Genomic DNA, 16,369 nt, shown 5'->3' on the forward strand with positions numbered 1-16,369 from the left:
AATGCATAGAAAAACCGCCAAGATTTCCGCTATAACAACCCTAGACTAACTTTTTAAGATATTGTTAATGAAAGAACTGGAAAATACTTTAAATCTCCCCTTTGGGTTAACCTTTGCTGATTTATACAGTCGGGAAGGGCTGATCAAACTTGACCAGACCTTCTTAAGGCACATAGAGGCCCGTAGCAGCGATTTAGCCGAGAAATACAGGGCTGCTCGCGGGGGAGAAACCCTTGATGAAAGCGCGCTTTTGATCGCCCTGGCGCCGTTTGTTGAGGAGTTTTTGGGAAGTTTGTTTGATGAAACAGCCGCCCGTCAATTGCAAAAAGAGCATGAGAAATTCAAGGTCATTCTTGAGGTTAACCGACAATTTGTTCAAAGGGTGGCTGTTAAAAAATACCCTAAAGACATTGCTGCAACGATCGATAAAATGCCGCTGCAACATGCTTTGGCTGCCTACACTAATCCTGATGATGAGTATACCTTTGCCTTGCAAATCCTAGATTGGCTAGCAGCTTCAACTGATTACCAAGAAGAGCTTGATCTGGCTGCCAAATATGCTGCCTGGGCTTCCCAAACCCTTGAAGGCCAGAAACACCATCGGGGCCAAGCATTGTTTTCAGTCCCTCATAAAATTGATCCAGATCATTACATCCCCGTCGAAGCCTCGGGAATACACAAGGCTTGGGAATTGCCTGAACATTATCACCGCGCTCGGGATGGATTTTCTTTAACCGATCAGGGCCTAAACCTCGAGTCTGCTTTGCATCAAGCAAATTACTGTATCTGGTGTCACCATCAAAATAAAGACTCTTGCTCCAAAGGATTAAAGCCAAAAACACAACAGGAAGATCAAACTCGATTCCAAAAGAATAGATCTGGTGCCTCCTTGATTGGCTGCCCCTTGGAACAAAAAATATCTGAGATGAATGAGGTTAAGAGCCTCGGGCTCTCTATAGCTGCTCTTGCAATCATCATGATTGATAACCCTATGGTCCCGGCTACAGGCCATCGAATCTGTAATGATTGCATGAAGGCTTGCATCTTTCAAAAGCAAGACCCTGTTAACATTCCTGGTACTGAAACACAAATTCTGAAGAGTGTCTTATCACTCCCTTGGGGTGTGGAGCTTTATAGTTTGTTGACCAGGTGGAATCCACTTAATTTTAGTCGTCCCCTTGTATTGCTCGACTCTGGCTATAAGGTCCTTGTGGTAGGAATGGGCCCAGCCGGATTTACTCTTGCTCATCATTTGATGAACGATGGACATACGGTTGTTGCTATTGACGGTTTGAAGATCGAGCCCCTTCCATCAGAATTTTCAGGAATTGATCAGACTGGGACGCGCGTGCCTTTTCTACCCATCAAATCATACCAAGCTATCGAAGAAGATTTGCACAGTCGCCTTAATGGCGGATTTGGAGGTGTCGCTGAATATGGGATTACAGTTAGGTGGGACAAGAATTTCTTAAAATTGATCCGACTTGTATTAGAGCGGCGACCTAATTTCGGCTTATTTGGTGGGGTCCGTTTCGGGGGCACTCTCACAATAGATCAGGCATTTGAATTAGGCTTTGATCACATCGCCCTGTGTATGGGGGCGGGAAGTCCCACGCTAATCCCGATGAAAAATAGTTTAGCACCAGGAGTTCGGCAAGCAAGCGATTTCCTAATGGCTTTACAACTTACCGGCGCCGCCAAAGAGTCGTCTCTTACCAACCTGCAAGTCCGAATGCCTGTTGTCGTGATCGGCGGAGGTCTCACAGCCATTGATACAGCAACAGAAGCGATGGCCTATTATCCAGTCCAGGTAGAAAAATTCGCAAAGCACTATCATGAGTTGGTGGCAACCTATGGGGAAGAATTTGTAAAAGCTTCATGGACTCCTCTTGACCATGAAATTGCAAATGAGTTTTTAACTCATGCCCAAATCATTCAAGAAGAGCGCCATCAAGCCAACCTTAAAGGCATTCCTGTGAATCTTCAAAAACTTATGAAGTCATGGGGAGGTGTTACTGTTGCGTATCGTCGATCTCTTAACGAAGCACCAAGTTATACCCTTAATCATGAGGAAGTCGCCAAAGCTCTTGAAGAGGGAATCTCGATTCTAGATCATGCCACACCTATGGCTGTTGAAGTTGACACTCTCGGGCATGCCCAAGGGCTTAATGTTCATCGTCCTGAAGGGATAATAACATTACCGGCTCGGGGAATATTAATAGCCGCTGGCACAAAACCCAACATTAATCTAACCTATGATGATCCAAGCTCTCTGATTTTAAGTGATCACACTTTTCAAGCCGTTGATGACACAGGAGAGCCGGTTCACCCTGAAAGATTGGCCAAGCCAGAGAATCCCCAAGTACTGATGAATGTTCGAGCAGACCAAAAAGCGATCAGTTTTTTTGGAGATATGCACCCCTCTTACGCGGGCAATGTAGTCAAGGCTATGGGCAGTGCAAAACAGGGATATCCTGTAATCTCCCGTATGATGAAAAAAACTGCCCCCTCTTCCATTTCAGGATCCAGGCTGTTGACCGAACTTAATTCGTGTCTGAGGGCAACCGTACAGGCCGTTCATCGATTGACGCCCACCATCGTTGAAATCGTGGTGCACGCCCCCCTGGCTGCCCGCGCCTTTCGACCTGGTCAATTCTATCGCCTTCAAAATTTTGAGGCCCTGGCCCCCCAAATTAAGGGAACGCGTTTCGCTATGGAGGGGCTTGCCCTAACGGGCGCTTCTGTTGATCGGGAGCGGGGATTATTATCCTTGATTGTCTTGGAAATAGGGGGATCTTCTGATTTATGCGGATATCTCAAGCCCCAAGAGCCAATTCTTCTGATGGGACCAACGGGTAACCCCACAGAAATTCCAGAAGGCGAAACGGTCTTGCTTGTGGGAGGAGGACTCGGAAATGCTGTATTATTCTCCATTGGTCAAGCGATGCGAGAAAAGGGGTGCCGTGTTATTTATTTTGCTGGCTACAAGAAAATGATGGATCGCTATAAAGAATCCGAAATCGAAGCTGCTGCCGATGTCGTCATATGGTGTTGCGATGAAGCGCCAGGATTTGTGCCAAATCGCATTCAGGATCGCACCTTCGTTGGCAATATCATTGAAGCCATGGCAGCCTACGGAAAGGAAGAACTCGGGCCCTGCTCAATTGCTTTGTCTGATGTTGATCGTCTGATTGTCATTGGTTCCGATCGAATGATGGCGGCGGTCGCCATAGCTCGTTATGGCAGCTTGGCGTCTCTTTTGAATCCAGACCACATTGCAATTGGCAGCATCAATTCTCCCATGCAATGTATGATGAAAGAAATCTGTGCCATGTGTCTGCAGCGCCATATTGATCCTGTCACGGGAGAGGAGCGTATTGTCTATTCTTGTGCCAATCAGGATCAACTGCTGGATCAGGTGGACTTTCAATGCTTGTCGGACCGCCTCGGTCAAAATACCCTGTCGGAAAAACTCACACAGCATTGGTTACACCATTGTTTGAAAGCTGAACGTGAATAAATTTTAATTGTTATATACCCTCTTCCCCTGTGGCTTTATATCGCGTATTTTAGTAAAAATTGTGAGTAGTTAAAGGGGGAACATCATGAAAAAAAGAATTCTCAGCCAGGTGCTTCTCTGGATAACTTTGATCATTCTGCCAAGCCAAGCTGCCTTTGAAGGATTCGGCATCGGAGGGATAGTCGGACTTCAAAATTTAAGAGGAAGACACTTTTATACCGGCACAACAACGCCTGACAATGACCAAGTTCGGCGACTTGGCGCTCTTGCAGGCCTTTATGGTTTATATGCAAGGTATTATATTGAATTACCAGGAAAGTTTATCGTTGGCGCTGAAGCCTCTGTCATCATTCCAGGTGCCAACCCCCAAATTGACTTGATCTTAAACAATCGGGGTGGCGTGGAAGGAACGGCAAAAATTCAGCACACCCGAAGCATTAATTTTATGCTAACTGTCGGAATGATGCTTAACCCCAAAATTTTGGCTTACTTAAATGCGGGTATTGAGATGGCTCGATTCCAGTTTACTTATAATTTTCCGAATGTACCAGGTCTCCCAAGAACGCAAACTCTGGGCCACCTCTTTAAAGCCCCGAGCTTTGCCCTAGGGGCCGCCTATAAGATTTCAAATCACATCTTAGTTGGAATAGAAGCAGGAACATCATTATATAAACGATATAAGATTCACATGACCCCCCCGAGGGCCTATCACTACAAACCGGCGGAATATCGAGCGCTCTTTAAAGTAACCTATCAATTTTAAAATACAAAGATGAAGAGTGCTTAAAAGCCCCCTTCATCTTTTTACAAACGGTTTTACTCAATAAAATTGAGTGTAGCTTTAGCGACCGATTGTTACTTGTATTGTTTTTCCATGACCACAAAGTTCATAGGTCCACTTGCCATCAGATGGGGGCGCACCAGCTGGCTTTGCTGTAAATTGTGGATCGCTGATGATTGCTTGAAGAGCTGAATCATTCCAAGATGGAGCCTTCAATGCCCACTCTTGACCACCTAATTTTGTTCTACCTTGGTTATGCACAAGGCTTTTAATATCTTGTGGGTGAAAGTTAGCACCACTAACTTGGCCTTGTTGACCAGGATTTTGACCTTGTGGGTTCTTTTGGTTCCCACCAGACTTAGGATTTGAACCACCTTTTTTTGAATCATTTTGATAAGACATGTTTCTTACTCCCATAAATTTAAGCGCAACCATTTGCGCATTATTTTATTATAAAAGAAAGATGTTAATGTTAAGTTAAAGTTAAATGTAAATATTAAAATTAAAGCTCTATATTTAATGCATATTATGTTAAGTACTCATAAAGTTTTAAACAAAATTGTCCGTTTTCTTATTGCTCAGGCAACAAAATAGTTGAAAGTAAACGCCCAACATTTATCACTCTTATAGGTCTAATTGAATATGAGACTTGGTATTACGTAATCGCTATTCCATAAACCCGAATGAACAGCTTGTTTTGGGACAAAAGCAATTGGGACGGGTTTTTTAGAGGTTTTGAAGGGGTTTATATTTACGATTAAGGCATAGATACTGTCTCCAGAGATTTACTGTCCCAAAACCACCTGTTTTGGGGAGGGATACACCCATTCTAAAATCGGACAACTAGCGAAGTAGTTAACTCGGATATATTGCGTACTCACGACACTATGTATAGATATTCCTTGAAAAGTATGTACTTAATTATTATATGTATAACATCAAATAAAATTTGTATTATTTCAAAACATCAACAGGATTGTATTTTATGAAAAACTTTAAACTGTACGGCCTTCTCATTGCCGCGTGTTTGTCGACACTGACCGTCGCCATGGATGCTCCGGCTAACAGCGAAAATGCTGCGCCAACTCTCCCAGTAACTACAATAACAACACGCGATTTAAGAGACGAAAATGTCCTTGAAACAACAGTAACCATGTTAGCCCTTAAGAAATGCCGAAGTCCAATAATTAGTTCTAATGGTCGAAATGCTTTACTGATGGTTGCCCAATACATGAAGCCCTTCAAGGTGAAAATTCAAAAAGAAGCTACCGACAGGGATCTTTTGACAACAATTAACAGTATGAGTGAAGATAATCTCTCAAGGGTCTCGAAGTTGGATCTGAGCTGGTGTAAGAAGATCACTCCTGATACCCTCATTACTGTTGCGACGAGATGTCCAAACCTAACATCGCTGAATCTAGCCTGTTGCCCTCAGCTCACTCCAAAAGCTCTTATCGCTGTTGCGACGACATGTTCAAACCTAACATCGCTGAATCTATCCGATTGCCCTCTGCTTACTCCAGAAGCTCTCATCGCTGTTGCGACGACATGTCCAAACCTAACATCGCTGGATCTATCCGATTGCCCTCTGCTTACTCCAGAAGCTCTCATCGCTGTTGCGAAGATACGACCTAACCTAAGATCGCTGAATCTGACCGGTTGGACCCAAATCTCTGCGAGGGACCTCATGACTGTTGGTGAGAACTGTCCAAACCTAACATCGCTGAATCTGAGCTTTTGCAAACACTTCACTCCTAAAGACTTTGTCGCTATTGCGACGAAATTTTCAAACCTAACATCGCTGTATTTAGACTGTTGCTACCAGATCACTCCCAAAGCTATCATCGCTGTTGCAGAGAACTGTCCAAACCTAACATCGCTGAGGTTGACAAATTGCAACCAAATCACTCCTGAAGCCATCATTGCTGTTTCAACGAATTGTCCAAACCTAAGATCGCTGAAGCTGTTCGGTTGCACTCTTATCACTCCCCAAGCTCTCATCGATGCTACTGATAATTGTCCAAACCTAACATCGCTGGAGCTGGGAAATTGTTCCCTGGTCACTTCTGATTGGATGGAAGTATTAATGACCCTGAGACCAACTTTAAAAATAACTATAAGTAAAATTTAAAATTACTTCGCGTCCAATTATAGCCCCTAGGAGTATCTTTGGGGCTATTTTTATAGGACCCTGAAACCATCCCATTATCATGTATTTTTGGGCTTTTAGGGCTGATTTCCGATCAATTTGCGAGGAACGAAAAAGGGGGTTGTTACCCCTTATCCTGCCATCCACAAAAACACCGGGTTTTGGTTAGGGTGAAAATAGTAACACTTAATTGAGGATTACATTTCACCCTCAATTACTTTCTGCTTTGTATTCGGAGAGGTAAGGCTCGATTGATTGAGTTGACTCAACGCTAGGTAATCGTTTAAAAATAACCAAGCATTTAATATGCTCTTTCTTAATGGTTTGACGCAATTCACATATATATACCAATGCTAAAGTAAGGAGCACAAATATGAAAGGATTCAATCATCGTTCTGGTGATTATCTAGATATAGATGATGCAAAAATATATTACGAAGTCATTGGCAACCAATCAGCTCCTGCCTTGCTTTTTCTTCATGGTGCACTTGGCAACATTGCTGATTTTAACGGCCTCATTTCAGGACTCAAAGAGGATTTTAAGATCATAGGAATTGACAATCGTGGACATGGCAAATCAAGTCTTGGTTCCCAAGAATTATCTTATGAGCTGCTCCAAAAGGAAGTAGAAATAATTTTAAAATATTTAAGCATCGACTCTCTTAGTATTCTGGGATTTAGTAATGGCGGTACAGTTGCCTACAGGCTTGCTGCATTATCCAACTTTAAGATTAACAAGCTCATAACCATTGGTTCTCCTTGGAGCACTAAACATGTAGAACATCTAATGGACACTTATTCCCAACTAACAAGCTGTATTTGGAAAGAGCAATGCCCTTCAGACTATGATTCTTATGAGAAATTGAACCCCTCACCAGACTTTGATCGTCTATTCAAAGAGGTTATAAAACTGGCCCTTGATCGAAGTGAAAAAGGCCGCCCCAATGACCGTGTTAAAGCTATTTCATGTTCTTTATTGGCCGCAAGAGGGGAAAATGACCCAATTGTTTCAAGATCAGATATTGTTGAGCTATCAGAACTTGTAAGAAAGACGCAACGGTTCCACATCCCGTCGGCAGGACATGAAGATGTCCTAAGTCAGCCAACGGAATTTTTAGAGACATTGAATGGTTTTCTGGCGCACTAAGGCATCTTTCGCTCAAACTTCGCCCACCCTCTTCATCAAACTGCGAAACTTAAAGCAGGAGGATTCATCAATATGTATGGATCTAAATCTGTCACTGGTCCATTCCAAAATCAGTGAGTTTTGGGATGGATACGTCCATTCTAAAGTCAGACAAATAAAGAATTAATAAACCCAAATATCAGGTATTTACGAGATTACATACTCATAATCCTTGAAATATATAAAATTGATATATATAAGTATAACATCAAACAAAACAGATACAGACCTCTGCACAATCCAAATATGGATCCTAGATGTTTCTAATGCTCCCCATTCCCTAAATAGTAGGGAAGAGTCTAGCTGACAATGAGATAGCTCAACCTCAAAGCGAGTAAATGGAAGAAAAGGTGATCCCTATGATCAAAGGAATAACAGATAAGCCTGAAAATTACGAGACACAGATAAAAAATTAACATACGGAGTATAAAACTATGAAAACATCACTGATAACAAAAACAATAATTGCCATACTGCTTACCACACCCTGCTTGCCTGGATATTCTTTTGATTCAGATGAGGATTATGAGGAAAGTATCTCAGTTTCTCCTGATCATCAGGAACGAGTGACCGACCCGAATCCGAGGGCGGGGAAGAAACAAAGATTAGAGCGAGCATCTGATAAAAAGGCACAAGTGACCGCCCCTATTACGCTTAACGATAATCCAGAAACGACTGCGGTGAAGAAGCGAAAAATTGAAGTAGCTTCCGAAATTCAACTCCAGCCTGTGGAGGTAAACTCTGCCCCTGTTCCCTATCTAGGCGCTACGGAGAAATCTGTTGCATTGCTGAAGCTTTTCCCTTCGGACCTCTTGCTAAAGATTTTTGATAATTTAAGCCTCTGGGACTTTTATCGAGGAGTGTCAGGGGCGTGTAAGGATTGGTATTTGGCTACTTTGAAATTTAACCTCGACAATCAGGGGCTTGAACGCCTTTTGAATTTAGAGAGCGCTATTACTGAGCAGTTGGTACAACACCTCCTTCGGGATCGAAATTGCTTTACCAAGCTTCGGGGTTTCTTTTTCAGCTATTTTGACAGACCAGCATCCGAAAGAATGTACAAACGCGATAACTCCACACTCGGTGATCATGGCGAAGTGACGGATAAAAAAAGGAAATTTGGAGGACGCATGCAAAGGCCTGGAAGCTATGTCAACTTTTTGCTGACCCAGGCTGTGACCAATTTAGAATAAAGATGTATGGAACAGCTAAAGTAGTAGGCTTTTTGCCTTATGATCTCATTAGCACAGAAGCTGAACAAAAGATAAAGCGGGTTTACTACCCCCTTACGTTAGGTGTTTTGGGAGCCTCACGTGATCTTACAACTCTTTTGCACTTTGCCAGTTTGGTGAATAGCTATTGCGACATTCTAGCGGAGAGAATGAAAAATATAGAACTTTTGGATGAGGAAGAAGATGTCCAGAGAGATAGGGTTTCCGATCAATTGAAAATGGCCCGACATATGACTGGGAAGCTGAGAAGTAAAGCAAAAGCAGGAGATTTTCGTGGAGCCGCTATCGCAATTCGGAATGCTGCTGGTCTTAAAAATAATAGGCAAGAAAAATGCGATCTTCTCATAGAGGCAGCCGAAGCTTACAAGGAGGGTTATCGTCTGAAACACTTAAGTGGGGAGTTAAGGCCAGCACAATCACAACAGGCACGAGAAATTGCCGAAGTACTCCTTGAAGCCTCAAATAATGCTCCTAAACAAGAAAAGGGACCCCTTCTTACTGAAGCCAAAAAATACGCAGAGTTCATGAATCATGGGGCAACAAAAGATAGAAAAGAAAATAAGAGTCTTACAGCTGAAATTGAGAAGGAATTGCGGAAATGTCAACCTGCCCATGGCCTTAATAATCTTGGCCGTAATGATGATGAAGAGCAGGGCGCTACTTCTCAAGACCATATAGAAGCGGCAAATCGTGATCTACAAGATATTACTAAAGTAAAGAACGTGGACACTAAGTTCACACGCTATATGAGCGCAGGGGAGAGCCTTAAAAAAGCCTGCGAACAGGATCGTCAACCCTCTGTAAAGGTTCTCGAGCAGGCAGCGGAGGCTTTTATGTGCGCCTACGGGACTTACAAATTAGATAATGCACACCGGGCTATGAAATGTCAGGCTATTACGAGGGCTGCGGAAGTCTATCGACTGATATTGACCCACACGAAAAACCCTACGCCTAGTGATTATAAAAAAGCAATGGAAGCCTTCTTCACAGCGGGTCAGTTAGCTGCAAATGCTGAAGCATCTGTTGCCCTCTATCTACAGGTTGTAAACTGTTTTGATGGGATACCTGATTTAAGCAAGAATCATCAAGCTTTTAAGAAGCATCAAGATTTTGAGTCAATCTGTTTAACAGCGGCTAAGTCAAAATTATTGATCTCACAAAAATCAGAGAATCAAGAAGTTGGCAGAAGAAATTTAGGTCAAGCTGTGGAATTGATTCAAAGTATCCAGGATATTGAGGCCAAATGGCTAACGCTAGAAGATCTCGAATTGGCTATTAATACCTGTTGTGAGTTTGCAAACACACCAGTAAGAGTAGAGGGAGAGGCCCGACTGCGACTCTTCAAGACAGCAGCTTCTTTTGGTTCTGTGCACTATGCTAGGACTAACGCTCCATATTACGAGAGGTTCAACGAAGCCAAAAAGGGTCTTCTTTATAAAACCTTGCTTACTGCTCATCATGAAATAATTGAATTATCTCAGGACGATGAGGAGAGAAAAACTTCTCGCAGCAGGGTATGTCCAATCCTGAAACAAATAGGTTATTCAAAAGATAAGAAAATCTTGGCTTATGAAGACTATAGACGTGCTGCAAACCTCTTCACCGCAGATGACATAAGGTCTCCGGATAAAGACATTCAGTTGGCAATGTTAGAAGTGCACGAATCTCTATGCCTTCTGTTTCCTGAGCAAGCAACTGTAATCGACTATCTAAGATCTGGGACTTTGAGTTTTCTTATTGCATCAAAAAGTACGTATGAGATGGTACAGATCAGTTTCTCTCAAAAAGCTATCCCTCACCTTAAAAAAGCCATTGAGCTTATTGAGAGATTGGGTGGGGAAGAAGAGAATCAAGAGGTATCACGTAACACTCTAACAACAGCTTACAATTTTTTTTTCAAAGTTCATATACTTAAGGGACGTGGACCAGTTAATGCCCCCGCAAGCCTTGAATATTTTTTAAAAGCACAAGAACACTACAAAACACTGAAAGCTATAAAGGGCAATAACATTGAGCAAGATATTAGGGAAACCTTCGAGGTGGATTTGCCCAAACTTATCGATGCTTTTAAGAAGACGCCCCAATAAAGGGCCCATGCAAAAAAACTGGACTTGGGGGCCACATCACTGATTGTGGCCCTTAACTTAAGGTTTTCCCACACCGCACAGGGGATGGACTTTGATGGTTATAATGATGTTGAGCAGCTTGTGGATATTAATATGCTTGTCTCGCTCCTCTGATGATGACGCAGACAAAAGGGGCTTTTACCCCATTCTTTTGATGTTCCAAAATCACCTGATCGTGGGATTTAAGGTTTGGTCTGGATAATTATAAAGCTGATCAAGAGTTGAAAAATAAACTATTGGAGATCTTTACGACCTTGTTTTATTAGGTTAATTGTTGAATTGACTTGCATCTGCAAAATAATGCTCCTATAAACATATCCATAGAACTGGCCTGTCATCGCCAGTATCAATCTTCAAATTGTTATATTTAGAGTTCAAGATATGAAATATACGCCTCTTTTTCTTAGCTTATTTTTTATTGCGGCGCCGCTTCTGGCAAATGAAGGGGAAAAGCGGGAGAGAGACCCCGAATCTATGCTCCCACACTCTATGGCGGTAAAAAGACCCAATACCATGAATATGGATAGCGCCGAAGAGGAAACAACGATTCATGGTGCTCAAGAGGAGCCCAACTCCGAAGGAAAGAGACCTCCCTCAGACGAGGTGGAAAACCCGGCGCCCCAGAAAAAACAAGCCCTCTCATCAAATAACGATTTGAAAAAAAATGAGGTAGTATTGAGCGATGAAGAAATATTAGGATTGGTGAAAGACTGTTCTGAGTTATTGGATCTGCCCCTACAACTCAAAATATTTATTAGAGCTCAAAATATAGACACACTCATAGAGGTGTCAAAGAAACATCCGCAAGACCATTCACTTAGCTACGTCATTGGACTGTGTTACGAATATGCCATCGGATGTGAGGATACACCCGAGAACAAAAATAAAGCTGGCCCATGGTATCATAAAGCCGGTGTGGGCGGAAAGACAGAAGCATTGTGCCATCTTGGGCGAATTTTACAATATGCAATCGGTTATGCTGATACGGTCGAGAACAAGGAGAAGGCAGTTTTATGCTATCAAGTGGCCGCTAAGCGTGAAAACCTATGGGCAATGAATCAACTTGGGTTTTGTTATGAAAATTCAGTCGGTTGTAAGGATACACTCCAGAACAAGCAAAGAGCTATTACTTGTTATCGAAAGGCCGCAGAGGGCGGATACATAGAAGCGATGATGAACCTTGGGAATGCCTTGCGGGAAGGAATCCACCGCGATAGTGATGAGATTTCGGTGCAGGACAAGAATGAAGCTCTTCAATGGTACCTCAAGGCTGCAAATCTAGAGCACCTCCCCGCGATGAACAAGGTTGGGGATTGGTATTATAAATATTGGATGGAGAGGTATTATGAGGAACCTCAGGAGGAGCTAATGCAAAACATTATTCTCTGGTATCGAAAGGGTGCTATGGGTGAAGATGCAAAAGCGATGTTTAATCTTGCGTATTGTTTGAAGAGAGGAATCGGGTGTGAGGGTACGTACGAGGACGAGCAAGAAGCGGTTCTCTGGTATCGAATGGCCGCCGAGAGCGGAGACGTAGATGCGGCAAGAAACCTTGCAAATTGTTTGAAAAAGGGAGTTGGCTGTGAGGATACGCCGGCGAACAAGCAAGAAGCTGTTGGATGGTATATATGGTATGCAATTGCGAATGAGTTTGAATGTTTCGTTCGGGGGGATTCGCCACTGACAAGAATCTGTGAAATTTTCGGAAATATAAGCAAACAAGAAACCAAGCCGGTTCATCAGATTGACCCTAAAGAAGAATATATGGGAGCAGGAAAAGGTTTGAATCTTTTGGGGCAAATGGTTCATTTTTCAGCACTTATCTGTCACGAGTATGAACCTAAACTCAACCACGAATCATCCCTCAGTCCTGATGTGGCTGAATACCCGAATGAGGCTAAATCCAAGATTGAGGCTAAATCCAAGATGTGGGATTCAGAGAATATGATCTTCACTCGCTTACAGGCCTTGCTGAATTCAATACATGACAACACCAAATGTTTTATTCCGACAAGTCCAGAGGTATTAACTTTGGTAAAGCAGGGTTCATGGATTCCAGATGTTCCCTATCCGCTGGCTATGGAAGCTTCCGCCGAGAATCTAGAAAGTTTGGAAACAATTTTTCCGATCAGGTTCTACCATATCAATGGACAGGATTATCTGACCGTTGGGGATCCCAATGTAAAAATATGTAATGAATTTTTGATTCTACTCCATAATTTGTGTGGCCAAGATCAAGATATGAATCCAGTGTGTTCTGGGGAAACCTTGCAGAACCTACGTAAAACTCAAAATATCCAATTTGAGCTAGGTCTTAACCAAAGGATGAGACAGGAATCATTTCCAGGAGTAACCCAAGAAGATCTTAGGAAAGATGAGGCGATGTTGCAGTTTAAACAAGTCCATGGTTTGTCTGCCCAGGATCAAGATATGGATCAATTGTATTTTGGAGAAACTTTGCAGAGCATACGTAAAACTCAAGAGATCCAGTATGAACTTGGTCTCAACAAAAAGATGAAAGAGGAATCATTTCCAGGAGTAACCCAAGAAGATCTTAAGAAAGCTGAGGCGATGTTGCAGTTTAAACAAGTGGTTCTTGAACGTGAATGCCCGCACGTCCGAGTCTTAAGGGATTATGATGACAACCCAACTGAATACCGCTATTTCGAGGCGGCAGCAGTACTCAAGGATATGCTTTATGGGTATATAAAAGACTCACGGCCCTACAAGTACTGGGCCGCTATCGAATGTGAGGAGCTGGGGCCGTTCCAAAATTACGCACGGCCATAAATGAGGTTTCTTCTATCCGCCCTCACTCATTTTTTTCTTAATTTCCCCAATCGCTTTGGCGGGATTCAATCCCTTTGGGCAGGTTTTGGTGCAGTTCATAATGGTGTGACACCGATAGAGTTTAAAAGGATCTTCCAAGTCCTTCAGACGCTCTTTCGTATTCTCATCTCGACTATCGATAATCCACCGATAAGATTGAAGCAAGGTCGCTGGGCCTAAAAACTTATCCCCATTCCACCAATAACTGGGGCACGCGGTTGTGCAACAAAAGCACAACACACATTCCCACAATCCATCCAACTTCGCGCGATCTTCTTCACTTTGCAGACGCTCCCGATCAGAAACGGGAGACTCTGCCTGCAACCAAGGCTTTGAAGCTGCATATTGCGCATAAGCTTGAGTAAGATCAGGGATCAAATCTTTCACAACAGGCATATGGGGCAAGGGCGTAATACGCACAGTTCCTTTAATCTCTGAAATGGGTTTAATACAAGCCAGCGTGTTGGTGCCGTCAATATTCATCGAGCAACTTCCGCAAATACCTTCCCGACAAGACCGCCGAAAGGCAAGGGTGCTATCCTTCTCATCCTTAATTTTTATGAGCGCATCCAGCACCATCGACCCACAGGTGGCCATATCAATCTCAAATAGATCGTAGGTTGGGTTGTCAGGCGTATCCGGGTTCCAGCGATAGATTTGAAACGTCTTCACGGTTGTTGCTGTGGGATCGGCTTTATAGACTTTACCGGGTTTGATCCGGGAGTTTTCGGGCAAACGAAGCTGAACCATGACTTTGCCTTTCTTAATAAATACGTTTTGCGGGAGGAATGGAGTCGACCTCATCGGTCAACGTCTGCAAGTGAACGGGACGATCCCCCAACTTTGCACCCTTTTCTTCAAGCCAAACCAATGTATGCTTCAACCACTTTTTATCATCCCGATCCGGATAATCCTCACGGGCATGAGCACCCCGACTCTCTTCACGGTTGAGGGCGGATGCTAATGTTACGGTTGATTGCTGCAAGAGATTTTCAAGCTCCAAAGCTTCCAGCAAATCCGTGTTCCAAATCATGGACCGGTCATTCACTTGAACATCCTGAAAGGAGTCCACAATTTGCGACATCTTTTTCTGTCCTTCGCGCAACAGAGCATCATTTCGATACACCCCACAATGGGCTTGCATCGTGCGTTGCATGTTGAGGCGAATCTCGCTCACTTTGTAATTTCCCTTTGCACACCGAAGGTGATCCAACCGCGCAATCGCTTGCTCACCATCGCTCTTCTTTAAGGGATGATGAGGCGTACTGGGTTTGATGAGTTCGGCCGCTCGAAGGGCAGCGGCACGACCAAAGACGATGATGTCCAGCAAGGAGTTTGTCCCCAAACGGTTGGCCCCATGAACAGAAACGCATGCCCCTTCCCCAATCGCCATCAAGCCGGGGACAACTTTTTCTTTAGAAGAAGAAATCACTTCCCCATGAATATTTGTGGGAACACCACCCATGTTATAATGCACGGTCGGCAAAACAGGGATTGGGGCTTTTGTGACATCCACGCCGGCAAAAATTTTCGCTGTTTCAGAGATCCCTGGCAGACGTTCATGCAAGACTTCTGGATCCAAGTGTTCCAAGTGTAAATAGACATGATCCTTGTGTTCCCCAACACCTCTTCCCGCTAATATTTCCATGGTGCAGGCCCGACTTGCCACATCCCGAGAGGCAAGATCTTTCGCGTGCGGCGCATACCGTTCCATGAACCGTTCCCCCTCGCTGTTGGTCAAATATCCCCCTTCTCCGCGAGCCCCTTCTGAAATAAGACACCCTGCCCCATAAATACCCGTCGGGTGAAACTGAATGAACTCCATATCCTGTAACGGTAGGCCTGCCCGCAACGCCATTGCATTGCCATCCCCTGTGCATATATGCGCAGCCGTACAGGAGAAATAGGTACGTCCATAACCGCCTGTGGCCAAAACAACCTGATGCGCTTGGAATCGATGGAGGGACCCATCATCCAAACACCAAGCAACAACGCCACAACACGCGCCCTTTTGATCCATCATCAAATCGAGAACGATAAACTCAACAAAGAATTCCGCTTGATGCTTTAAGGACTGTTGGTAAAGAGTGTGCAATATGGCATGGCCGGTACGGTCGGCTGCCGCACAGGCGCGCTTGGCCATAGATTTGCCTTGTTCAATAGTATGCCCTCCAAAGGGCCGTTGGTAGATTTTACCCTCAGATGTTCTTGAAAAAGGAACCCCATAATGCTCCAGCTCAACGACCGCAGGAATCGCATGTTTGCACATATACTCAATGGCATCTTGGTCTCCGAGCCAGTCAGAGCCTTTGATGGTATCATAAAAGTGATAACGCCAGTCATCCCCATCGCCCATATTATTTAAAGCGGCACTCACACCGCCTTGGGCCGCAACCGTATGACTACGTGTGGGGAATACCTTGGTCAAACAAGCGGTCTTTAAGCCTGCTGCTGCCATGCCGAGCGTCGCGCGCAAACCCGCTCCACCTGCACCGACGACGACGACATCGTAATGATGATCCACAAAGGGATATTGTGATTTCATG

At 43.8% G+C, this 16,369-nt stretch carries 10 protein-coding genes; 7 read left to right on the forward strand and 3 right to left on the reverse strand.

Annotation, left to right across the window (positions count from 1 at the left end):
• Window positions 1-67 precede the first annotated feature (67 nt).
• Both K2Y18_08150 and K2Y18_08155 read left to right on the forward strand, forming a co-directional pair.
• Window positions 68-3,520, forward strand: coding sequence for an FAD-dependent oxidoreductase (locus K2Y18_08150; protein MBX9805707.1), 3,453 nt, complete (start codon window positions 68-70; stop codon window positions 3,518-3,520).
• A gap of 85 nt (window positions 3,521-3,605) precedes the next feature.
• Window positions 3,606-4,283, forward strand: coding sequence for an outer membrane beta-barrel protein (locus tag K2Y18_08155; protein MBX9805708.1), 678 nt, complete (start codon window positions 3,606-3,608; stop codon window positions 4,281-4,283).
• 78 nt (window positions 4,284-4,361) lie between these two features.
• Here the strand turns inward: K2Y18_08155 and K2Y18_08160 are convergent, their stop codons facing one another.
• Window positions 4,362-4,703 carry a hypothetical protein gene (locus K2Y18_08160; GenBank protein ID MBX9805709.1) on the reverse strand — a complete coding sequence of 114 codons (342 nt, stop codon included), beginning with the start codon at window positions 4,701-4,703 and terminating at the stop codon, window positions 4,362-4,364.
• 583 nt (window positions 4,704-5,286) lie between these two features.
• Here K2Y18_08160 and K2Y18_08165 point away from each other — a divergent pair.
• The 5 genes from K2Y18_08165 to K2Y18_08185 all read left to right on the forward strand — a co-directional run bounded on the left by K2Y18_08165 (window position 5,287) and on the right by K2Y18_08185 (window position 13,784).
• Window positions 5,287-6,432, forward strand: coding sequence for a hypothetical protein (locus K2Y18_08165; protein MBX9805710.1), 1,146 nt, complete (start codon window positions 5,287-5,289; stop codon window positions 6,430-6,432).
• 391 nt (window positions 6,433-6,823) lie between these two features.
• Window positions 6,824-7,597, forward strand: coding sequence for an alpha/beta hydrolase (locus K2Y18_08170; protein MBX9805711.1), 774 nt, complete (start codon window positions 6,824-6,826; stop codon window positions 7,595-7,597).
• A gap of 473 nt (window positions 7,598-8,070) precedes the next feature.
• Window positions 8,071-8,829 carry an F-box protein gene (locus tag K2Y18_08175; GenBank protein MBX9805712.1) on the forward strand — a complete coding sequence of 253 codons (759 nt, stop codon included), beginning with the start codon at window positions 8,071-8,073 and terminating at the stop codon, window positions 8,827-8,829.
• A 2-nt stretch (window positions 8,830-8,831) separates the two neighbouring features.
• On the forward strand, window positions 8,832-10,955 hold the full coding sequence (locus K2Y18_08180) for a hypothetical protein (protein ID MBX9805713.1): 2,124 nt from the start codon (window positions 8,832-8,834) through the stop codon (window positions 10,953-10,955).
• A gap of 420 nt (window positions 10,956-11,375) precedes the next feature.
• Complete coding sequence (locus tag K2Y18_08185; protein MBX9805714.1) at window positions 11,376-13,784, forward strand: sel1 repeat family protein; 2,409 nt, start codon at window positions 11,376-11,378, stop codon at window positions 13,782-13,784.
• A 12-nt stretch (window positions 13,785-13,796) separates the two neighbouring features.
• On the opposite strand, the gene K2Y18_08190 is transcribed toward K2Y18_08185, so the two are convergent.
• Together K2Y18_08190 and sdhA are read right to left on the reverse strand one after the other, a co-directional pair.
• Window positions 13,797-14,573: a succinate dehydrogenase iron-sulfur subunit gene (locus K2Y18_08190; GenBank protein MBX9805715.1), complete on the reverse strand. Its 777-nt coding sequence runs from the start codon at window positions 14,571-14,573 to the stop codon at window positions 13,797-13,799.
• A gap of 13 nt (window positions 14,574-14,586) precedes the next feature.
• Window positions 14,587-16,368: a succinate dehydrogenase flavoprotein subunit gene (sdhA, locus tag K2Y18_08195; GenBank protein MBX9805716.1), complete on the reverse strand. Its 1,782-nt coding sequence runs from the start codon at window positions 16,366-16,368 to the stop codon at window positions 14,587-14,589.
• Window position 16,369 lies beyond the last annotated feature (1 nt).

The sequence above is a fragment of the Alphaproteobacteria bacterium genome (assembly GCA_019746225.1).
Taxonomy (GTDB): Bacteria; Pseudomonadota; Alphaproteobacteria; order Paracaedibacterales; family VGCI01; genus VGCI01.